Origin of the sequence: Egbenema bharatensis FJBBOT/2019 (genome assembly GCF_048077055.1) — a bacterium.
GTDB classification, from domain to species: Bacteria; Cyanobacteriota; Cyanobacteriia; order Elainellales; family Elainellaceae; genus Egbenema; species Egbenema bharatensis.
This window is the reverse complement of the sequence record NZ_CP182236.1, coordinates 4,198,494-4,219,850: the sequence shown is the minus strand read 5'-3', so window position 1 is coordinate 4,219,850 and position 21,357 is coordinate 4,198,494. Positions and strand designations below refer to the sequence as shown.

Below are 21,357 nucleotides of genomic sequence, written 5' to 3'. Positions count from 1 at the left end.
TACAGCCGTTGCAGCCAGATGGGTTAAAGCTTGGAAGGATTGGGCAGTCACAGGACAATGCCATTACCGATGCCATTACCGACGATCGCATTTGGGACGACCAGGGAAAATCGCCCACCGACGTGACACTACCACTCGATAGAAGAGGTTCTGACTAGAGCGGTAATCGAATACAGAATTCAGTTCCCTGTTCCAGTTCCGATCGGACTTCCAGATCTCCACTATGTTTCTCAGCGACAATTTGACGGGCGATCGCCAGTCCTAATCCTGTTCCTCTGCCGACCCCTTTCGTGGTAAATAAGTGGTCAAAAATCCTGGACTTCACCTCTTCTGTCATCCCCTTGCCATTGTCTCGAATGCGAATTTCCACCCGATTTTGCTCAGGTAACAGTATTGTTTGAATCGTAATGATCTGAGGATGCGCTTCCAGGTCAGCAAAGGAGGTCTGTTGCGTCATTTCATCAAACATATCAATTGCATTCGCCAGAATGTTCATAAAGACCTGGTTGAGCTGCCCTGGGAAGCATTGGATCGCGGGCAGTTCACCATAGTCCTGGATGACCTCAATGGCAGGACGATGTTGATTTGCTTTGAGTCGATATTTGAGAATCAGCAGAGCACTGCCAATCCCTTCGTGTAGGTCAGCACTCACTTTGTATTCTGTATCAGCACGGGAGAAAATCCGGAGGCTATTACTGATCGATTTAATGCGATCGGTTGCCCGTTGCATGGAGTTCAACAACTTGGGCAGGTCTTCGTTCAAAAATTCCAGGTCAATGTCTTCAGCATGATCCTGAACCGGCGGCACATCAGGACAGTATTGCTGATAAAGCGTCAGATGGCTGAGGAGATCCTCCACATAGGTTCTGGCATTGTCGATACTGCCATTGAGGAAGCCGACGGGATTATTGATTTCATGAGCGACCCCAGCCACCAGGTTGCCCAGCGAGGCCATCTTTTCGCTTTGCACCATTTGCAGTTGAGTTTTCTGGAGTTGACTCAGGGCAATTTCCAAATCTTGCTTTTGTTGCCTCAACTGTTCCTCTACTGCCTTTAGAGGCGTGATATCTTCGTAGGAACCAAACACCCCAATCACCTCTCCCTGGGAATTGCGCAGGGGAATTTTACTGGTTCTCAACCACAGAAGGGTGCTATCGTCTTTCACCATCGATTCTTCAAAATTGACGCGAGAAATTTCATTCTCCATCACATTTAAATCATCAGCACGATACTGTTCTGCACTGGCTTTCCACGGCAGCTCAAAATCGCTCTTGCCCACCAACTGGTCGAGGTCAGCGAAACCAACATCCTCAAGAAATTGGCTGTTGCAGCCCAAAAATCGGGAATCTCGATCTTTCCAGAACACCCTCTGGGGTAAGGTGTTAAATACAAGTTGGAGCAGTTGCTGAGCCTCTTGAGATCGCTGATAGAGACGCGCATTTTCCAGGGAGATGGCAACCTGAGCGCAAAGGACATTCAACAATTCCACGCGATCGTGGGTAAAAACCCCTGTTGCAGCATGGTTCTCCAGGTACAAAATCGCCACGAGTTTACCCTGGTGAAGAATCGGTGTGCATAGGACGCTCTTGGGTTGCTGTTGCCGAACATAGGCATTAGCAGTCAGGGTAGGATGAACAGCCGCATCCATGATCACCACAGGTCGCCGACTCCGCCGGACGGTGTTAATCAAGCAGTGGGGAAGGTCTGAGCTATCGGGTAGCGCGATCGACTGTACCTGGGTGGGCTGCTCGAGGTTAGCCACAGCTTCCACAAACCATTGGGTTTCACGAGGCATTAGCAATACGCCCTTGTCTGCTCCAGCATTTTCCAGCACGGTGGACAGGATAGTTGCCAGCAATTTATCGCGTTGAATTTCGCTAGACAGCGATTGTGAAGCTTTCAGGACGGTGGCCAGGTCGAGGGTATCTGAGATGCTGGTGCTACCCGAACTGGAGGAATGAGTGTTAGAAGCCTGAGTCGTCACCAGGGAGGTGGAGGCAAAAACGGTTTCAGTCACCGACAGGGTTGGGCGTTGCTGCTCCAAAATGGGTGCGAGTAGAGCAGCGTAGCGGGATTCCAGATCTTGAGCTTTTGCCTTTGCCCCCCAGCGCGCATAACCGTAGTAAGCTTCGAGCATATATTCCTGAGCCAGTCGCTTTTTACCCCACTCCAGATAAAACCTGGCAGCCAGTTCATTGGCGAGGGCTGCTTCCTGGACAAAACCATTGTCTGTCGCAGTGGCGATCGCCAAATCATAGTGTTCGATCGCCTCAGCCTTTTGCTGCAACACCCGATATTGCTCGGCAGCCACCAATTGCCAGCGCTGCTGGTGGTTAAAGGGGGCATAAGTTGCCCAATTCCGCAGTTGTGCTTGATGGGCTGAAACACGCTCTAGAATCAGCTTTTGTTGATCGATCGGTGCCTCTGGGTAGCATCTAATTTGAATTAGCGCATCATAGAAACTATAGATTGGCACCAAAAAGAAATCACAGGCCGCATTGGTATATTGATCTAAAAGGGCCGATGACTGGGCAGCTTGTGCCGTTTGATCAAACAGATAGTAGAGTAATGTTTGATTCAGATAAGTGTGAAACAGTCCCGTTTGATCATTGCTAGCCTGGAAAGCAGGAATAGACTGATCCAAATCAAACACTTTGCCTTGCAAGCGGTGCGGAATTTCGGCATGACCCAATAAATTGAGAATGGCTTGTAAGTAACTGTCAAAGGATTTTAAAGTCGCTTGCTGTTTCACCTGCTCAATTACCGGCCGATAAGTTTCTAGCTCCTCGGCCAAACCTTTGAGTTCTCGACCGGCACAATACTGATACTGGATATAGGTTAGCAAATTCAGTGCCACACATTCCCAATCGCCACTTTCTAAACCACTGCGATATCCTTCTAGCAAAAGTGGAATGGACTGTTGCAGCGGCTGCCGCCAATGACGAATAAAACTATTAACAATCAGGTATGCTCTGCTTTTGAATGAATGAATTTGCAGTTTTTCCAATAATGCCAGGGAGAGTTTGCCGAATTCATAGCCTGTCGGAATATCACCCATGATTCCGCATAGAATAAAACCATAATCAGCGTAGGAAAAAATTGAAGTTGGAGAATTTCCATGCTGAATTGAAAGTTCTACCTGCTTAAAGATCAATAAGGGAACCAATTGCGGTGTTGCAATGTAAGCAGAGGCAACAAGTTTAGTCAGGATTTGCATAGTAGCCAGAAGCTTTGGATCCTCCATCGCAGGTAGTTCCAAAAACACTTCAGGAGCACTTCCTTGCAAAACCTGCTGTAGGTGAGCGTAGGCAGCCATCACATCGGCAGAAGTAGGCTGAAGCGGCAACTCAGTTCCCAATTGCTGGAGTACTTGTAATCCCGTTTCCAGGACTTTGAGAAACTGTCCCTGGGCCGCAGGGCCATGATTCGGGTTTCGTAAACTTTAACGCAATCGAGAACAGAGGTTGCCTGTTGTAAAATGCATTCTTCCCAGACTTCAAGCTCCTCAAATTTACCATTCAAGTATGCTGCATCCAGGCGATGGTGATGCAGTTCCAGCGTTATGGCATAGTGATGGCTCCAGGCATGATCTGGCAGCAAGCCTATGCCCTGATTTAAGTACACCAGAGCCGCACTGTAGGCGGTTGCCTGAATGGCTTTTTGCCCTGCTAACAAATTCAATCGCGCTAGATCGATCCGTTCATTCCAGTCAGTCATCAGGTGACTGCCTAGATTTAATTGACCAACAATTTCAAAAATTCGTTCTTTTTGAGTGAAGGTGGAACAGTTGTTCAGGAGTAACTGACCAATGCGGTAATGAATCGATGCTTTGTCCGTTTCGGGAATCAAGGAATAGGCCGATTGTTGAACGCGATCGTGCAAAAATCGATAGGTTGAGTTAACAGTCTCCTCGGTTTTAGACGGTTCTATACCTTGAAAAAACTTATAGTCCTGGCTTGTTGGCAGAATCAATCCTTCCTGCAATGCTTTCCACAATGCGTTTGCTGTATCCGTTTGAGATTGTTCAGAGACGATCGCCAGGGTTGCCAGATCAAATTGATTTCCCACACAAGCCGCTAATTTGAGCACCTGTTGCGTTTCGAGGGATAGTTTCTGCAACTGCAACGCCATAAACTCCACCACATCATCGGTGAGTGCCAGTGCCTTAACCTGGGCAATATCACAGTTCCAGTGGCAGTATGTATGGTCGAAGAAAATCTGCCCATTCTCGTGCAACGCTTTGAGAAACTGCGTCGTGAAAAAAGGATTTCCTTGCGTCTTGCGATCGACTAATTCAGTCAGTGGTTGGGCCAGTTCTCTTGAACACTTTAATGTATCGGCAATCAGATGATTGGTGTCATCCAATGTGAGCGGAGACAGCCTTATCGTGTGGACGATCGCCTGGGATTGCTTGAGTTCTTCGATGGTCACCGTCAAGGGGTGCGCTGGGGTGACTTCATTGTCTCGATAGGCTCCCAATACCAGCAGATAACCATTGTCCGCCATCAATAGTTTGATCAACTGCAGCGAAGCCAGGTCTGCCCACTGCAAGTCATCCACAAAGATCACCAGTGGATGTTCTGCCATCGTAAACACCTCAACAAACTTTTGGAACAGTAAATTGAAGCGATTCTGGGCGGCATTGCCCGATAATTCTTCGACAGCAGGCTGTTGACCGATAATTTGCTCCAGTTCGGGAATCACATCCATCAGAATTTGCCCATGTTCTCCCACCGCCGCCAGAATTTTGGCTTGCCAGTGGGCCAGTTGCGCATCAGATTCCGCAAGCAGTTGCCGCATTAAGTCGCGTAATGCCTGGACAAAGGCTGAAAGGGGAATATTGCGATTGAACTGATCAAACTTACCTTTGATGAAGTAACCGCGTTGCCGCACGATGGGCTTATGCACTTCATTTACAACTGCCGTTTTGCCAATCCCAGAGAAGCCAGCCACCAGCATTAACTCCGATGCACCCGCTGCAACCCGATCGAAGGCGTTTAGGAGCGTTTCAACTTCAAAATGCCGACCATAGAGCTTTTCAGGAATTAGGAAGCGATCGCTCAAGTCTCGCTGTCCCAGTTCAAACTCTGGAATTTCACCCGTGATCTTCCACTGCGTCAAACACTGTTCCAAATCGTGTTTGAGTCCCATCGCACTCTGGTAGCGGTGTTCAGCATTCTTTGCCATCAGTTTGTTAACGATCGCTGCCACCATTGCAGGTATGCCAGGCTTCACCTGATTGACCGGCACAGGGACTTTGGCAATGTGACAATGCATTAACTCCAGGGGATCATTTGAGACAAAGGGCAAGGTTCCACTCAACAGTTGGTACAGCGTCACCCCCAGGGCGTAAAAGTCAGCCCGGTAATCAATGCCGCGATTCATCCGGCCCGTTTGCTCTGGAGCCAGGTAAGACAGCGTCCCTTCCATAACGTTAAGACTCTGGATCTCCTGGGTTTCCTTGGGCAGGAGTGAAGCGATACTAAAGTCGATCAGCTTCACCTGTTTCGATTCTGGATGAATCAAAATGTTGGCGGGTTTGATGTCCTTATGCACCACCCGATGTTGGCCCAGGTCATGGAGAATGTCGGCAAGTTGGAGTGCGATCGTCAATACATCGGTCAGGTCTAAGGGCCGTTGCTGAATGTATTGCCCGAGAGAAATGCCCTCAACATCTTCCATCACCAAAGCATAGCTACTCCCCACGGGTTCGAGACTCAGGGGATGGACAATTCCAGGGATAGAGAGAGTTCTAGCAATGGTGAACTGATTACGAAACTGCACCAGTTCTCCAAAGCTGGGATAGTCACGCTGCAACACCTTAATCACTACTACCGAACGCTGGGAATCTGTTTGTACTGCTCGATAAACAGCCGTTCGAGAACCCGAATATAGCTGCTCAACGACGGTATAACCAGAAATTTCAGGTGCCGAGGGAAGTGCGGTAGTTGGGCGTGCCATAGATCTTAAATGAGTGAATTATCCTGGAGTAATAAAGTCCCCCTCATAATTCCCTGAAATTAAGCGATCGCACCAGGCACACTGACTCAATCCAATACAGGATCGGGGCACACGCACAGCAGATTTCTTCTCATCGCTCCAACCGCAACTGATGAATGACCTCGACTTTGCCCTGATCATTCACAGACCAGATATCATAGCTGCCAACGACATCACCATTTTCATCCAGATTGACACTGCCACTTGCGCCCTGAAAGTCAATATCCTGACCTGATTCCAAGAGTTTCAGTCCGGTGCAAATATTGGTGACTTCAACGCCAGGCGGATTGGCCACCAGGCGCAGTTGATCTCGAATGGCGGCCCCATCATTTGAACCCGCTGCCTGTGCGGCCAAAACAAACAGGGCAACGGCATCCCAGGTATGGGGTACGAAAACACCGGGATTCGATCGCCCTTCCCGCTGTTTCCAGAGATTGGTAAAGGTATCCAGAGCCAGCCCAGAGGCTCCGGGAGAAGTGCCCATGCTGCCCGCCAGCACATGTTTACCATCAAACGTTACGCCCACTCGTTCGACTAACGATCGGGGTTGGAAACTATTGGCCAGAATCAGTTGGGTGCCTCCAGTTGCCCCCAAATCATAGGCCGTGCGGAGGAGGCAGGCCCCACCCTGGGGATCAATGGCCGCAATCACGGCATCGGGCGTACCACCGAAAGGGTAAAAAGCATTCAGGGCTGGTGCATTAAAAAACTGAGCTTGAGGATCGTAGCGATTCGGGTTTTCCTGGTTGAGAACCGTTCCACCCAGTTTCTCAAAGTGACTGATAAAGGCTTGCTCAAAGCGGATTCCGTCCTCACTATCCACCACCACCAGAGAAACATTGCGATATCGGCGATCGATCGCCATTCTGGCTAGGGCAGCCGCTTGATGGGTGCTGGAAGGGGATGTGCGGAACCAGAATCCATTAAACCGTCCCTGGCTTGACCATTCAGTGAAGGCGGGGCTTGTAGTTCCGGGTGAAATGACGGGAATCTGATTTTGCACCGCGTTGTCCAATACCTCTGGCGAAGAACTGTGCACAAATCCCACAACCGCCACGTCAACCTGATCAACCTGAATCAGCTTATCCAGGGCAGGCGCAACCAGTTGGGGTTGGGATTGGTCATCTTCAACAACTAAGCTGACACTGTTACCATTCACGCCCCCGCAGGCATTTACTTGATCGACCAGTAAGGGCAGGGCCTCAATCATCGGCTGCCCCGTTCTGGCAAACTCACCTGTGTAGGACATTACAGCCCCAATCTTCAATCCTTCGGGTGGATCATCCTCAAGAAAGCTGTCGATGGTTAACGGCTCATCCAGATTCTCTAGATCATCCAGCAGTTCGTCCTGATCCAGCTCAGTATCATTCTCACCATTGATGTTCACCAGGATACGGTCTGATAGCTGACAAGCCGTCATGAGCAAGCCGATGCTCAGGAAGACAGCCACTCGTTCTAGACGCAGCCTCAGGGTACGGTTTGCAGGTTTAGTCATGTCCTTAGGATAATGGGCTTAAATAACTACGCTTGTAGATAAATGCGGACTGAACTAGATGCACCCTGACCAGTCTAAAGCAGCGATCGTTACAATATACCTTCTAAAAAGTGAACTTCCAGGAGTTACCCCCTATGATGGGTAGGCCTCAGGCGAATGATTTCGTGATTTGATTTCGTGATTCCGTTTACCGCTTGCCGTATGACTACTACCCCCAGCAAACCGCGATCGGCTGCTTCAGGATCCACCCCTGCCAAACCTGCATCGCCATCTGCATCCGCCCAAGCTCCCGCTGCCGCTCCTCAATCTTCCAGCCATCCCTCTTCAGCATCTCCAGGCGAAACATCTCCAGGCGATCGGTCTGCCACTAATATAATCGTCAGCCTGGATCACGTCACTAAAATCTATGCAAACGGTTGCGCGGCCTTGCTTAACCTTAGTTTACAAATCCGGCGGGGGGATTTTCTTTTTGTCACCGGGCCGTCAGGGTCGGGAAAGTCTACGTTGCTGAAGCTGTTGTATGCGGAAGAACGTCCAACCCAGGGAGAAGTGACCGTTAACTCGGTAAATCTGGCTGGCTTGCGGGGCGATCGGCTGTCCATGCTGCGCCGCCAAATTGGTGTGGTCTTTCAAGATTACAAGCTGATTCCTCGCCGCACGGTGTCAGAAAATGTGGCTTTTGTGCTCTGGGCCCAGGGCTTTACCCGTAAGGAGATCCATCGTCGCCTACTACCCACCCTGAAGCTCGTCGGTTTACAGGACAAGGTGAACTGTTTCCCTGAAGAATTGTCGGGTGGAGAACAGCAGCGGGTCAGTATTGCCCGTGCCATTGTTAGCACTCCGCCGTTACTGCTGGCCGATGAACCAACCGGAAACCTCGACCCTGATAATTCGTGGCAGGTGATCAAAATTTTGCAAAAGCTCAATTCGATCGGGATCACCGTGGTTGTCACGACCCACGATGAACATCTGGTGCGGCAGTCTAACCATCCAGTGTTGCAGCTGCGGGAGGGGCGACTGTTTCGGATGCGGTGAGGAGAATGCTGATTTCGATCCAGATTCAGTATTACGATCGTCCTATAGCCGTTGTTGAATGGATGCGAGCACATGATTACCCTGAACCAACCCCGAACCAATCCTTCTCGCAACTGGAAACCGATCGCCAAGGCGTTTGAGGCAATCGTGGGGAAAGCCTATGTGGTGCAGCGGCAGGAAGAGTTGTTGGTGTATGAGTGTGATGGCTTAACGAGCTATCGCCAGCGTCCGGATCTGGTGGTTCTGCCCAAAACGACGGAGGAAGTGGCGGCTGTCGTCCAGGTCTGTAATCAATACAATGTGCCGTTTATAGCCAGGGGAGCGGGGACAGGTTTATCAGGTGGAGCCTTGCCGATCGAGGATTGTGTGCTGATCGTGACGGCCCGCATGAATCAGATTCTGGATGTGGATCTGGCGAATCAACGGGTGGTGGTGCAGCCGGGGGTCATCAACAACTGGGTGACGCAAACGGTGAGTGGGTCTGGATTTTACTATGCGCCCGATCCCTCCAGCCAAATTATTTGTTCGATCGGCGGGAATGTGGCGGAGAATTCCGGCGGCGTTCACTGCCTCAAGTATGGGGTAACGACGAATCACGTGTTGGGGCTGAAGCTGGTGTTGCCGGACGGGGCGATCGTGGATGTGGGCAGCAAGATTCCCGAACCGCCAGGCTATGACCTGACGGGAATTTTTGTTGGATCGGAGGGGACGCTGGGTATCGCCACGGAAATTACCCTGCGGATTCTCAAAGCTCCGGAAGCGATCAAGGTGTTGCTGGCAGATTTTACGAATGTCGAAGCGGCGGGGCAGACCGTGTCGGACATCATTGGCGCAGGCATCATTCCAGGCGGGATGGAGATTATGGACAACTTCAGCATCAATGCGGTGGAGAATGTGGTGGCGACGAACTGCTATCCCCGTGATGCGGCAGCGATCTTGCTGATTGAGCTGGATGGGCTGGATGTGGAAGTGGCGGAGTATAGCCAGCAGGTGGAAGCAATTTGCTACAAGAATGGGGCGCGGAACGTTACAGGCGCAACCGATCCGGCGGAACGGCTCACCCTGTGGAAGGGACGCAAGGCAGCCTTCGCGGCAGTCGGACAAATTAGCCCAGACTACTATGTGCAGGATGGGGTGATTCCCCGAACGAAGTTGCCCTATGTGTTGCAGGAAATTGAGAACCTGAGCCAGAAGCATGGCTATCGAGTGGCCAACGTGTTCCATGCTGGAGATGGCAATTTGCATCCGCTGATTCTGTACGATAACTCAGTTCCGGGACAACTCGAAGCGGTTGAGGAACTGGGCGGCGATATCCTGAAGCTGTGTGTACAGGTGGGGGGCAGTATCTCTGGGGAACATGGCATTGGGGCGGACAAACGTTGCTATATGCCGCAGATGTTCAGCGAGGCGGATCTGGAGACAATGCTGTGGGTGCGGCAGGTGTTTAATCCGAAGGGGTTAGCCAATCCGGATAAAATTTTCCCAACTCCCAGAACCTGTGGTGAGGCAGCAAGGGCGAAGGCCCAGGAACAGTTCCCGAATGTCGATCGGTTTTAGCTTGCTTTGGAATGAATTTACCCATCCTCGACCTTCCCAGGAGGGGAAGCTATCCCTGCGCCCTTCCCAGGAGGGGAAACTTTGAGAGCTGCAAGATGGGGATACACCCGTTAGATTTCAAGCCGTTAGGGACGCAAATTAAATAACTCCGATTTTTTCTGTACGGGCGCACAGCTGTGCGCCCCTTCTGGAGATTAAATTTTCAATTTTATTTAATCCGCGTTCCTTAGATTTAAAGCTAAAAAACTCAGAGATTAACCTCTGAGCCTTTAGCAATTTGCCATTTAGTCTGATTTGGTGGCGGGGAGCGGATTTGAACCACTGACCTTCGGGTTATGAGCCCGACGAGCTACCAGACTGCTCTACCCCGCGTTGCAACTTTTCAAGTATAACCTAGTTTTCCCTGGTTGTGTCAAATTTTTTCTGATTTTCTGAATTAATTTTCTGAAGGCTCTCCTTCGGGAACGGTGATCGCGCTCTGGGCGATTTTCCTGTTTTGTGGATTGGGCAGGCAAGATGCCCACCCCACAAGAGTTCCAGGTTATAACTTCCCAATCCTAAGCTTCAGCCCAGAGTTCGCGGACACCGGCTTCCGGTAGCCAGCCAGCAATTTCCTGAATTCGCGCTTCCGAAAGCTCATCCTTCGTCGCTGAGAAAACTGCTTTGACTAGTCGCTCTCGATCGACCTGCTTCGAAAAGCCGCCTTCATTGGCCACCCGGAACAGGAAGCGATCGGAGTCAATTTTGAAAATACCAGGGCCCTGCCAGGGTGGACGTACCCGACTCAAGAAGCCCACGATCGGATTCGTATCTCGCCACAGATCGGCCACTTCCATTTGCAGCATTTTTTCGTCTGTCTGCACAGCCTCTTCGTGCAATTCACCTTCAACGCGATCGGCGGCTTCAGTGGTCATCAGGTCACGCATGACGCGGAACACAATCTCCGTTAAGTCCCGCGCATCATATAAATCCGCCAGTCCACCTTGAACCATCACCTTTTCTAGAAAAGAGCGATGCTCATCCGCAATTACATTTCTAGAATCCTCAACCTCGGTCGGGTCAACTTCTGGAATATTAGTACGTATACTTTCGTCTGCCATTGCTTCTTCGTACCTCCTAACAATCTTTGTATCAATCGATTGATGAATGAATCAATGATCTCTTTGGACACTTTGCACTAATCGAAAATAGTTTGCATCACCCACAGGTTTGAGATGAGAGAGAGTCAGAAGTTAGAGACGGGTTGGAGTATTTGCGATACAATCTGCAAATCATTGTTTTACATTCCGATAGTTTGAACCAGGATTTGAGAGGCGAGGAGTGAAGGTAGGGCGTGGCGCAGGTTGGTGATGATAAGTTGAATAATGATCGGCTGGATCAGGATCGACTGGATCAGGATCGACTGGATCAGGATCGGCCGAATAATAAGCAACGGGCACCCAGGAACCGAACGCTGGAACTGACAGACAACGATCGATCGCGGCTCCAATCCCGCTTAATTTGTGCGGTTCCCCCAGCAGGTTTCACTGAGTTTCCTATGGGAACCATCCATGCAGATTCGATCGCCTTTGCCTCCCACTTGCCCATCGCCTCGGTTGATCTATTAATTCTTGATCCGCCCTATAACCTCAACAAAAACTTCAACGGGTATCGCTTCACTAAACGCACCGTTGCCGACTATACTGAATGGCTCGATCGTGCGCTATGTGCCTTTAAGCCTTTACTTAAACCAACGGCCTCTATTTATATTTGTGGAGAATGGCTCACCTCTGCTTCCATTTTCACGGTTGCTTCTGAGCATTTTGTGGTTCGCAATCGCATCACCTGGGAGCGGGAAAAAGGGAGAGGGGCGAAGAGTAACTGGAAGAATGCCAGCGAGGATATCTGGTTTTGCACCGTTTCAGAAACTTATACCTTTAACGTAGATGCAGTTAAATTGCGGCGGCGCGTGCTGGCTCCCTATCGCCAGAAGGATGGCACACCGAAAGATTGGCAAACCACCCACCAGGGGAATTTCCGCGATACCCATCCTTCTAACCTCTGGACGGATATCACCATTCCCTTCTGGTCAATGCCGGAAAACACCGACCATCCCACTCAAAAAAGCGAAAAGTTAATCGCAAAGCTGATTCTGTCCAGCTCTCAGCCAGGGGATATTGTATTTGATCCGTTTTTGGGCAGTGGTACAACTTCTGTGGTTGCGAAAAAGCTGGGACGGTTATATCTGGGAATCGATCGCAATGAAGAGTATTGTCTTCTGGCGGAACGCCGCCTAGAGCTAGCTGAAGCAAACAAAAGTATTCAGGGATTCACCGATGGTGTTTTTTGGGAGCGAAATACATTAGCGACACAGTCGTAAGTTAATTTGTACGTTGTTCCAATGTTTTTCTAAATACAAAATCGCTTCACAGGATCTTTTGTCCCTTGATAGACGTTGATCGATGTTGATCGTGGCTAGGATAAGCGAAGCAGATCAGAATAAGTCTGAACTGAATTTAGATGCCAGCAAAGCTTTACCAGCCCAGGGTTATGACTGATCGATCGAAACAGGTGAGTCTAAAACAGTTTACAGAATGACTCAACCGGCGAACGATAATTCACCTGAAATTATACCCACAAGCATACTTGACTCACGAATGATTAGACCGATCGAGAACATAGAGAAAACTAATTCCCAGATGATACTCAGATGTCCGACCCATTCAAGACCCTGTTATTGCAGTAACCGAAGCTAGCGGTATCAGTAATTCCATCACGCTATTCCTTACCGCGCCCTCTCACCCTGGAACAGCTCGATCCGTTTATTCAGGAGAACGGCGATTGGTTCCCTGTGCAGTGGCAAGAAGGCTAGATAGGGCTTAACAGCATCGTTAAACCCCTTACCAATCTTGGAAAAGGTTGACAGTGATCAAGCTTGCAACGTTCGTTTATCAATCGAATGGCATTCAGTTAAGGCTGGTGGGCAATGCCCAACCTACGAAACAAGGCTCTCAGCGATTCACAATCAGTAGATCACAAACCTTGTTTGGATCCCCCCTAGCCCCCCTTGAAAAGAGGGGAACCGAGCCGAAGAGGGGTTGAAGTCTCCCTTTTTAAGGGGGATTTAGGGGGATCAACCCCAGGGTTCACTGTGAAATGAACCCATTTTAGATCTACTGACAATTGCTGATGTCAGTGCTGTGCGTTTATCAATCAATTTAACGGAGTTTATCAGCCATGAACGACAAACCCGATTTGGGAGAACAAGCACTGGATAAGGTGGCAGAGATTGCCATTTCAAGCCAATTAGATGAAGCAGAGGAAGTGGATGTTGATATCCGCACCGATCCTGGCAACCTGATCCAGGGCAAGCTCAACTCAGTTGGTGTTTCTGGTGAAGGCATGACCATGAAGCGGGATCTGCGGGTTGAAGCCGTACAGATGGAAACCGATGCAGTGGCGATCGACCCCTTGAAGTCCATGACGGGTGAACTGGAGCTGACCAAACCCCTCAATGCCAAAACTCGCATTTTGCTCACGGAGACTGACCTGAATCGGGCTTTAAAGTCTGACTATCTTCGACCCAAAATGCAGGGCTTAGAAATCAGGCATGAAGATAAGGTAATCCCCATAAATATCGAAGCAGCAACCGTTCATTTGCAAGAAAACGGACAAATCCGCTCAGATGCGTCCCTCTTCTTAATTGAAACTAATGAGCGTAAACGGCTGACATCCACCCTGGTTCCATCGATTAAAGAAGACGGCAACAAAATTCAGCTTGAAATTATTTCGGCTGAGGGAGAAGGATTATCCCTGGAGTTTTTGACAGTGTTGTTTGAACAAATCGTCGAGTTGCTCGATCTAAGAAACTTTGATTTAGGCGGAAATGCCCTGAAACTTCAAAGAATTGATGTTCGTCCGACTAAGATATTCCTTCAGGCGACTGCAACCATGAGGAAGTTGCCGAAGTAGTCACCAAGCAACCATAGCAGAGAGGCGTGAGTAAAAAGTGAGTAGGGAACCAATCATTTCCTACTCACTGATTATTTTGAAACCTGGTTTGAAGAACTAGCAGCACAGGGAACTATATTGGAATACAGCAAGGAATCACAATACAACCTCCCTGCGATCGCCGAGTTCTCAAGGTTTGACTGGCAGAAGCACAATCCCGAAAACGTTGAACAGAAAACCGAATTGTGGTGGCTAAGTCTTGCTTACCTAATAAATGCTTAACGTATTCCGAGCAGGACGCTTCACCATTCAGCAACCGATGGGGACAAGAGAATCCTTTCTTCGGAGAAAGATGCTGTTGGTACAGATCGATCGCATTAATTGCAGTCTTTCGAGTTAAAGACTCTACAGGGGTGAGATACATAATAGATTCACTCCAATAAAGGGACTGATTCACTAATATATTAGGTTCATCAAACTGCCTATCTGTTAATAGACTGATGTCATTTGATCAAGGTATTTATATACTCTGAATAAGCTTCTAACCAGTTAAAAAAGATTTAGTCAAAAAAGAACAAAAATATCCCAGTTGGGTAATGAGGTAAAATTTAACCCACCCCTAACCCCTCCCAAGAGGGGAAGTTTTAGAAAACTAAAACCCTTGTCAAAACCGTAATCCTCCTATAGCTCCCCTCCTGGGAGGGGCTGAGATAGATTCCAGTTTCGCCTGAAATTAAACTTTTTTGTAATAACTCTAAAAAATAACGGAGGAAATAAAATGGCATCCAAAGAAAACGCCGATTTCGCCAAAAATTCTAAAAATCAACCCTCTGAACAGGCTGAACAATCCCCTGGGCAACGTCTAGCTGAAATTAACGAGAACCCAAAAATTTCCCTGGAAGAAGCCCGAAACGCCAACGAAGGCAAAGGGCCGAATGCCTCAGGAAGTGCTGGTTCGAGCGATGCTGAAGAACATATTCCTAGCAGCTCCGATCCTGAAGCAACCGATCTACCAACTGCAAGATAGCCCGATCCACCGATCGATCGCCCTATGAAATCAAGCTTGGGGGGTTAGCAACCAGTTCCAGGGGATTGCAATAGAAACTGAGCATTGGCTTGTCTAACTTCAGTGGAGCAAAAGGACTCTCCGGCGGAATGAACAATGCAGCATTGGCCAGGTGAACTTTGAAGTTTGCCTGGCCATTAAAGCAGGCTAAATGAGATGCTTTGGTACTAATCACTGGAACCGTTAAAGGCTGGCTCCAGCCTGGGATTTGCCACCGGCTTTCTAACCTACAGAGGGTCTGATTCCCCTGCTGAACCGTTACCGAAAGGGGCCCTTGATGGTTCCAGGTAAAGTCTGCTTGCTCCTTGGGCAATCCCCAAATCTGCCGACCACCTGCGATCGAATCCGGATGATCCACATAGATATGGGAGATCCATCCACCAAAATTTGTGCCTTTGTGAACCATTGCCCCCACCACAATGAGTTCGTTGTAGGTTAGTGTTGATCCATCCCCATAGGCAGCTAAATAAATACCACCGATCGTTTTGCCGGGGAACACAGAAATAATCTCAAGCTCAGAAGGAATATGCGGACGAATGCGATCGATCTCCACCAGTTGTAGGGTTTGGATGGCGTAGCCTCGGAGCAGCCAGGGGGGTTGAGGATAGGTCATTGTGAAAGCGTGAAAGATTCAATTAAGCTAAAAATTGCTTTTTGGCACAAACGCATCGTACCAAAAAGCAATCATTTAAGATCTAAAAAGTAAGACCTGAAAAAGTACAGGCTGATTACTGATTAACAACTGCATCAGTAGCCGTCCCAAACGCATCCTTGGCGCGCTCTAACCGTTCGTTAATACGTTCCCCTAAATCTTCAGCATCCGGATCGGCGGAAACGGCTCTATCGTTCAGGCTACCATTCCTGATGGAGCTCTCTCTTGAATCCACCATGTAGGAATCAAGCTGCTTGGGTTGTTCATTCTCAGACAAATATTGAGGCGCATTCTTCGAGGTGCGATCAATCTGCGATGTTTCAAGGCGCGAATTTTCGGAGGGCGTATGAATACCTGCCTGGGCCGCACTACCGTAGCTGAGGGCCACAATACTGATCAGTACAAACCCCAAAGCGATCGCCGTTAATTTTTGGAACAATCGTTTAAGATTCATAAGACTAAAGAAATTCATGTTGAAATTCCTCATGCAACTTTTAATGGATTTCTTACAGCAAGAACGTTCTAACTGTGTGCAGCTTAACTTTCATTCACAGTTATTTGCTTCTATCAAAAGCAGAAATGCTGATTTACCCGAAGGGGGAACTTATGTTGCTCAACAGTGATGGCTAGAATACATCGGAGCTTAAAGTTTCAACCTTAACTCAGTCTAGATAAAACCAGTAGAAAGTCCTATCTATGGGTCAGATGCATCAGCGATCGCGGAATGCCTCAAAGCCTCATAGGACAATGCGTTACGGACTCGTCAGCCCCCTACAACACCGTTTATTGATCTCCACCATTGATCTTCACCATTGATCTCCACCTGCTCAAGATCCGGTGCAGGGCTTAACGAATTGCCATAAAACTCTGCCCTTCAGGAGGCTAATTCCGGTGTACGGTATAAGTCAGACCGTGTTAGCTCTGACGTATTAATCTACAGACTTTATGCACATTGAGTGGCAAGTTGCCAAACCCTACGAAGACATCCTGTACCACAAGACTGATGGGATTGCCAAAATCACGATCAACCGTCCCCATAAGCGGAATGCCTTTCGCCCCAAGACGATTTTTGAACTGTACGATGCATTTGTGGATGCGCGGGAAGATACCCGGATTGGGGTTGTGCTACTGACCGGCGTAGGCCCCACACCGACGGGAAGTATGCCTTCTGTTCCGGCGGTGATCAGAGCGTCCGGGGTGAAGCAGGGTATGTGGGAGAGGATGGCGTACCTCGGCTCAATGTGCTGGACTTGCAACGGTTGATCCGCTCGATGCCCAAGGTCGTGATTGCCCTGGTGGCAGGTTATGCCATCGGGGGAGGTCATGTCCTCCATGTGGTGTGTGATCTAACGATCGCCGCAGACAATGCCATTTTTGGACAAACCGGGCCAAAAGTCGGTAGCTTTGATGGCGGGTTTGGAGCCAGCTACTTGGCGCGAATTGTGGGGCAGAAAAAAGCGCGGGAAATCTGGTTTCTTTGCCGTCAGTATGATGCCCAGCAAGCCTTAGAGATGGGACTGGTAAACTGTGTGGTTCCAGTGGATCAACTAGAGGCAGAAGGAATTCAATGGGCGCAGGAAATTTTAGAAAAAAGTCCGATCGCCATTCGCTGTCTCAAAGCTGCCTTCAATGCCGACTGTGATGGGCAAGCCGGTCTACAGGAACTCGCAGGCAATGCAACACTGCTGTACTACATGACTGAAGAGGGAGCCGAGGGCAAACAAGCCTTTTTGGAAAAACGCAAACCCGATTTTCGCCAATATCCCTGGTTGCCCTAACTCTTCAGGTGAGTGCATAAAAGAGGGAAGATGACATGAAACTATCTGTAACGTTTGTTCCAGTTCGTAAAATTAAACCCGGTGCCTCTCGCTGGAATTTTGCCGACGAGCAGATTGATGAAGCCGCCCAACTCATCGCTCAGGCGGAGGGAATAGTTCAACCGATCGTTTTACTTCGGGAAGGTGAGTTTGAATCCTACGTTGTAATTGAAGGCGACTTCGAGTACTATGCTGCGGTCAAAGCCAGTGAGCTAGAACCACGAAGCTGCGAAGCTGTTCCTGCTTTTGTCATAGAAAATGCAAATGAGGCAGATGCTGTCCGGCAGCAAATTCACCTGTTCCGCGACCATCGATCGCCTACCAACGGAAACCAATATGAACCAGAGATAGAATCAGATACTACAGCTCGATTGAGTGAACTTGAGGCGCGTCAGGTTCATCTCGAAGCGCGTCAGCTTACTCTTGAACAGCAACACCTCCAGGAATTAAAGCAGCAGGTTGATGATCTAAAAAAGCAAATTTGCCCAAGAACTAACTTACTGGATCTGTTTAATATTGCAGATCACGCAGAATTACTGCACCGAGTCAAGCGAGCCGGAATTGCAGGAAAAAATGCTGAAAAGATTGTGGAAACGATCGAGTATGAGCGGCAGTATCGCCTGTTTGAGTCCCTGAGAGATGTGGTAACGAGGGTTAAAGGATTAACCTACGAAAAGATAGTTGACTTATTTGAGAGTGAATAATACCGCTTCATTTTAGAGTCTCGTTCTCTCGCCAAGGCAGAATCGTTTGCCAGACAATCAGTCCTACGCCTCTGTCTCCTCTAACTAAAGGAAGTTTGCAGCCTCCCATCCTTATTTTTAAAGTAAAGGATAAATTGAGCTGTCAAACTGGCTTCAACTTGTTGTTTAGGGGAATTAAGAGACAGTATGCGAAACCGGGCAATTCAACGTTTTGGACTCGCCTTCCTCCTCGGATTAACTGCTTCCGCCTGTAGTGAAGTGGTCAATCCTCAATACCCTTCGTATCGGGCTGATGCCGCTCCGGCCGAAACATCAACTCCCCTCAGCGAGCATCCTTCCGCCTCCCCACTTCCCCAAACGACTCCTTCCACTCCCCGTTCCGATCGATTCTCCAGTCCTGGCCCATCTCTCCAAACCCAGGAGAGTCCGACCCTTGATCATCCCCTGACCAGCCGCCTCGATCGCCCTACCGTTGCGAGCAGCCATTCCAGCCCTTCTTCTACCACTGCATCAGAATTAAATGCTCAGGAAACCAGTTTAGAAATTAGTCTCGGCCGCCGTGAAGTAACTCTTTATCGGGGAAATACCGCTGTTAAGAGCTATCCGATCGGGATTGGACGGGCAGGCTGGGAAACTCCTTTAGGAACCTTTGAAGTTCAGCAAATGCGAGAAGATCCCGTATGGATTCATCCCTTCACCGATGAACGGATTCCCAGTGGCGATGCCCGAAATCCCCTCGGAACCCGCTGGATTGGATTTTGGACTGATGGTCGTCTCTGGGTTGGGTTTCACGGCACATCTGATCCCAGTTCGGTTGGAACGGCTGCCTCTCATGGCTGTATTCGGATGCATAATGCTGATGTCGAGGAATTGTATACCCAAATTGAGCTGGGCACCCCTGTAAGAGTGGTGCAGTAGTGACTGAGAGGGTCTTCAAATAGATTCAGTAGATCACAAACCTTGATTAGATCCCCCTGGCCCCCTTGAAAAAGGGAGGAACCGAGCTGAAGAGGGTTGAAGTCCCCCTTTTTAAGGGGGATTTAGGGGGATCTAATCAAAGTTTGTGATCTACCGAGATTCTTCCAACAACTCAATTAAATAACTCCGATTTTTTCTGTACGGGCGCACTGCTATGCGCCCCTTCTGGAGATTAAATTTTCGATTTTATTTAATCCGCGTTCCTAAGGGTGAATAAGGTCTACCCATCCATACGCCAAAAGACTCCCTGATTCGACTCATCAAAAGTCGAACCAGGGAGAGCTTCAGACAGATTGCAGCCGTTTAGAAATTACCAGAGGGCGCGCACACCATCATCTTCCTCAGCGAACTGATCATTATCATTATCTTGCTGCTGAGTCAGTCCATCCTCCTGCTGTTGCTGCTGCACACTATCCTGACCCGTCGGAGTTTCATCCTGCTGTTGAACCGTACCCGGCTGGTTGTTATCGGGTTCACCCACTTGAGCTACCACGCCAGGAACACCCAGAACAACGCCAGCTGCGATCGCTCCGAAGGTACCCGTCAGACCTAAGAAAAATCGATTTCGAGAGTTCATAGAAACCTCCTTGATTAGATTAAAAACTGGATAACTGCTACGAGAAATCCAAACTTTGGTAAAAACCAACACACAATGCAGAAATGAATCAGATTTAGATAACGTTCACTTTGATGAATACAAACTAGAACAGATGGACTGTCATCTACTCCAGCAGTAAGCATACTCAAGAGCAATCAGAACTCAAGCAAACGAGAAATAGATTTGATTCAATTGCTGATTGAGGGTTAGACAACTCAGTACCTTTACTTGAAAGTTTAGAGACTTTAGCTGATAAACCTCTCTACCTATAGTTTAGTATTACTTAATATTTAAAAATACGACCATACAATCCTTCTAGAATCCATACACAGCAAGGATTTTCAGCTTTAGCTGGCTTTTTTGTGTCCTCATCCCATCGGTCGATCGAGTCTTTAAAGGGGTGCAATATTAAAGTGAGTTGTTTCCTCAAAACGACCAAATTGAGCAGATTTAATCATCGCAGCATCCTACTTCTGTTAGAGCTTGAATCAGAACAGCCCTGATCATTGAGCATGATCAGGGCTGCAAACTACCACTAACTATTAAAATGTCCCGAACAAAAATGCTTTCCCCGTACATTCGCGTAACAGAGCAAGAACGGGATTCAAGAACGGGATTCAAGAACGGAATTACTGTGTCACAGTGACAAGCGTACCAAGCTGCACTTGAGAGTACAACTCTTCTAAATCCTGAGCATGCATGTGAATACAGCCGTGGGATGCAGCATTGCCAACCGTTGCAGCGTTCGGCGTACCATGAAATCCCACCCACAGATGTCCGTCCGTCCAAAAACCAATCCAATGTCTTCCCATCGGATTGCGTGGATCGCCACCGGGAATCCGTTCCCCGGTAAATGGACTGATCCAGGTCGGATTTTCTCGCATCTGTCTAACCTGAAACGATCCAACCGGCGTTTCCCAACCGGCCCGCCCAATTCCGATCGGATAGCTCTTGATCCGGGTATCCCCCTGAAACAACCTGACCTCCCGGTTGCTCAAGCTGATTTCCAGGTGAACTTCAGCGAATTGGGACTGAGCCGCTGGGGGGTTAGCAGCAAGCGTAGAATGAACCACTTCAACGCCGGAAGGAGCATCGGGATAGACAGACGGGTTGGTGGAAATATCACTTGCCGTAACGGATTCTGAAGGCGAAACATCAGGCGTTTCCACCTCCACAATATTTACCAGAGCAGGCTGGAGATGGGCGAGATTCCCAACTTGCCCGGAACGAACCTGGCTTGGAATAAAAGCAGCCAAACCGATGACCAGAGACAAGCCGGCCATGTTAAGAAACCGTTTTCGCATATTGATGCTCTAAGTTCTGTGAGAGTAGACGAGTAGAAAAGATGAGTAGATTACAGGCGAAACTCAATGCATGTCTAAAAGCTGGAGGTTATGGACTATCTTGCCCAGATCACAACCCATTTATAACCATCCATTGCCATCTTTTACATAAATGTTTGCTCAAGATTTGCTCAAGATTTGCTCAACGTTGACTCATGGTTGGATCACAGGCAATGGGAAGC

Annotated in this window: 14 protein-coding genes, 1 tRNA gene and 2 pseudogenes; 8 read left to right on the top strand and 9 right to left on the bottom strand. The window is 48.8% G+C overall.

Features of this window, described 5'->3' with window-relative positions; all coding sequences use genetic code 11:
- Window positions 1–154: 154 nt before the first annotated feature.
- Both ACM1PF_RS19480 and ACM1PF_RS19475 read right to left on the bottom strand, forming a co-directional pair.
- Window positions 155–5,961, bottom strand: a pseudogene (locus ACM1PF_RS19480) (AAA family ATPase).
- A 130-nt stretch (window positions 5,962–6,091) separates the two neighbouring features.
- Window positions 6,092–7,495, bottom strand: a complete 1,404-nt coding sequence (locus ACM1PF_RS19475) for an ABC transporter substrate-binding protein (RefSeq protein WP_416666314.1) — start codon at window positions 7,493–7,495, stop codon at window positions 6,092–6,094.
- Between the two features lie 201 nt (window positions 7,496–7,696).
- On the opposite strand from ACM1PF_RS19475, the gene ftsE reads away from it, so the two are divergent.
- Both ftsE and glcD read left to right on the top strand, forming a co-directional pair.
- Window positions 7,697–8,530 carry a cell division ATP-binding protein FtsE gene (gene ftsE, locus ACM1PF_RS19470; RefSeq protein ID WP_416666313.1) on the top strand — a complete coding sequence of 278 codons (834 nt, stop codon included), beginning with the start codon at window positions 7,697–7,699 and terminating at the stop codon, window positions 8,528–8,530.
- 72 nt (window positions 8,531–8,602) lie between these two features.
- On the top strand, window positions 8,603–10,087 hold the full coding sequence (glcD, locus tag ACM1PF_RS19465; protein WP_416666312.1) for a glycolate oxidase subunit GlcD: 1,485 nt from the start codon (window positions 8,603–8,605) through the stop codon (window positions 10,085–10,087).
- Between the two features lie 295 nt (window positions 10,088–10,382).
- Here the strand turns inward: glcD and ACM1PF_RS19460 are convergent.
- Together ACM1PF_RS19460 and ACM1PF_RS19455 are read right to left on the bottom strand one after the other, a co-directional pair.
- Window positions 10,383–10,459: transfer RNA gene (locus tag ACM1PF_RS19460), tRNA-Met, on the bottom strand.
- Window positions 10,460–10,644: 185 nt separating this feature from the next.
- Window positions 10,645–11,187: a DUF2267 domain-containing protein gene (locus tag ACM1PF_RS19455; protein WP_416666311.1), complete on the bottom strand. Its 543-nt coding sequence runs from the start codon at window positions 11,185–11,187 to the stop codon at window positions 10,645–10,647.
- 233 nt (window positions 11,188–11,420) lie between these two features.
- Here ACM1PF_RS19455 and ACM1PF_RS19450 point away from each other — a divergent pair, with 233 nt between their 5' ends.
- Together ACM1PF_RS19450 and ACM1PF_RS19445 are read left to right on the top strand one after the other, a co-directional pair.
- Entirely contained in the window at window positions 11,421–12,446 is a 1,026-nt protein-coding gene (locus ACM1PF_RS19450; RefSeq protein ID WP_416666310.1) for a DNA-methyltransferase, read from the top strand.
- Between the two features lie 857 nt (window positions 12,447–13,303).
- Window positions 13,304–14,038 (top strand): LmeA family phospholipid-binding protein, encoded by a 735-nt coding sequence (locus tag ACM1PF_RS19445; protein WP_416666309.1) that lies wholly within the window; start codon window positions 13,304–13,306, stop codon window positions 14,036–14,038.
- Window positions 14,039–14,150: 112 nt separating this feature from the next.
- Here the strand turns inward: ACM1PF_RS19445 and yidD are convergent, their stop codons facing one another.
- A complete protein-coding gene (yidD, locus tag ACM1PF_RS19440; RefSeq protein WP_416666308.1) occupies window positions 14,151–14,441 on the bottom strand; it encodes a membrane protein insertion efficiency factor YidD in 291 nt (96 codons plus the stop codon).
- A gap of 354 nt (window positions 14,442–14,795) precedes the next feature.
- On the opposite strand from yidD, the gene ACM1PF_RS19435 reads away from it, so the two are divergent.
- Window positions 14,796–15,044, top strand: coding sequence for a hypothetical protein (locus ACM1PF_RS19435; RefSeq protein ID WP_416666307.1), 249 nt, complete (start codon window positions 14,796–14,798; stop codon window positions 15,042–15,044).
- Window positions 15,045–15,066: 22 nt separating this feature from the next.
- On the opposite strand, the gene ACM1PF_RS19430 is transcribed toward ACM1PF_RS19435, so the two are convergent.
- A complete protein-coding gene (locus ACM1PF_RS19430; RefSeq protein WP_416666306.1) occupies window positions 15,067–15,696 on the bottom strand; it encodes an acetoacetate decarboxylase family protein in 630 nt (209 codons plus the stop codon).
- 115 nt (window positions 15,697–15,811) lie between these two features.
- The gene (locus tag ACM1PF_RS19425; protein WP_416666305.1) at window positions 15,812–16,189 is read right to left on the bottom strand and encodes a hypothetical protein; all 378 of its coding nucleotides are present in this window, start codon (window positions 16,187–16,189) and stop codon (window positions 15,812–15,814) included.
- A gap of 491 nt (window positions 16,190–16,680) precedes the next feature.
- Here ACM1PF_RS19425 and menB point away from each other — a divergent pair.
- From menB to ACM1PF_RS19410, 3 genes and pseudogenes are all read left to right on the top strand, one after another.
- A pseudogene (gene menB / locus ACM1PF_RS19420) lies at window positions 16,681–17,513 on the top strand (1,4-dihydroxy-2-naphthoyl-CoA synthase).
- 35 nt (window positions 17,514–17,548) lie between these two features.
- Window positions 17,549–18,256, top strand: a complete 708-nt coding sequence (locus tag ACM1PF_RS19415) for a ParB N-terminal domain-containing protein (protein WP_416666304.1) — start codon at window positions 17,549–17,551, stop codon at window positions 18,254–18,256.
- A gap of 186 nt (window positions 18,257–18,442) precedes the next feature.
- Window positions 18,443–19,174: a L,D-transpeptidase gene (locus ACM1PF_RS19410; RefSeq protein ID WP_416666303.1), complete on the top strand. Its 732-nt coding sequence runs from the start codon at window positions 18,443–18,445 to the stop codon at window positions 19,172–19,174.
- A gap of 370 nt (window positions 19,175–19,544) precedes the next feature.
- On the opposite strand, the gene ACM1PF_RS19405 is transcribed toward ACM1PF_RS19410, so the two are convergent.
- Both ACM1PF_RS19405 and ACM1PF_RS19400 read right to left on the bottom strand, forming a co-directional pair.
- Complete coding sequence (locus ACM1PF_RS19405; protein ID WP_416666302.1) at window positions 19,545–19,811, bottom strand: hypothetical protein; 267 nt, start codon at window positions 19,809–19,811, stop codon at window positions 19,545–19,547.
- A 650-nt stretch (window positions 19,812–20,461) separates the two neighbouring features.
- On the bottom strand, window positions 20,462–21,136 hold the full coding sequence (locus tag ACM1PF_RS19400) for a L,D-transpeptidase (protein WP_416666301.1): 675 nt from the start codon (window positions 21,134–21,136) through the stop codon (window positions 20,462–20,464).
- Window positions 21,137–21,357 lie beyond the last annotated feature (221 nt).

Excerpts from the sequence above, each read along its gene's own strand:
- ACM1PF_RS19475 (WP_416666314.1), bottom strand. The coding sequence starts at position 7,495 with ATGACTAAACCTGCAAACCGTACCCTGAGGCTGCGTCTAGAACGAGTG.
- ftsE (WP_416666313.1), top strand. The coding sequence starts at position 7,697 with ATGACTACTACCCCCAGCAAACCGCGATCGGCTGCTTCAGGATCCACC.
- glcD (WP_416666312.1), top strand. The coding sequence starts at position 8,603 with ATGATTACCCTGAACCAACCCCGAACCAATCCTTCTCGCAACTGGAAA.
- ACM1PF_RS19455 (WP_416666311.1), bottom strand. The coding sequence starts at position 11,187 with ATGGCAGACGAAAGTATACGTACTAATATTCCAGAAGTTGACCCGACC.
- ACM1PF_RS19445 (WP_416666309.1), top strand. The coding sequence starts at position 13,304 with ATGAACGACAAACCCGATTTGGGAGAACAAGCACTGGATAAGGTGGCA.
- yidD (WP_416666308.1), bottom strand. The coding sequence starts at position 14,441 with ATGTATCTCACCCCTGTAGAGTCTTTAACTCGAAAGACTGCAATTAAT.
- ACM1PF_RS19435 (WP_416666307.1), top strand. The coding sequence starts at position 14,796 with ATGGCATCCAAAGAAAACGCCGATTTCGCCAAAAATTCTAAAAATCAA.
- ACM1PF_RS19430 (WP_416666306.1), bottom strand. The coding sequence starts at position 15,696 with ATGACCTATCCTCAACCCCCCTGGCTGCTCCGAGGCTACGCCATCCAA.
- ACM1PF_RS19425 (WP_416666305.1), bottom strand. The coding sequence starts at position 16,189 with ATGAATCTTAAACGATTGTTCCAAAAATTAACGGCGATCGCTTTGGGG.
- ACM1PF_RS19415 (WP_416666304.1), top strand. The coding sequence starts at position 17,549 with ATGAAACTATCTGTAACGTTTGTTCCAGTTCGTAAAATTAAACCCGGT.
- ACM1PF_RS19410 (WP_416666303.1), top strand. The coding sequence starts at position 18,443 with ATGCGAAACCGGGCAATTCAACGTTTTGGACTCGCCTTCCTCCTCGGA.
- ACM1PF_RS19405 (WP_416666302.1), bottom strand. The coding sequence starts at position 19,811 with ATGAACTCTCGAAATCGATTTTTCTTAGGTCTGACGGGTACCTTCGGA.
- ACM1PF_RS19400 (WP_416666301.1), bottom strand. The coding sequence starts at position 21,136 with ATGCGAAAACGGTTTCTTAACATGGCCGGCTTGTCTCTGGTCATCGGT.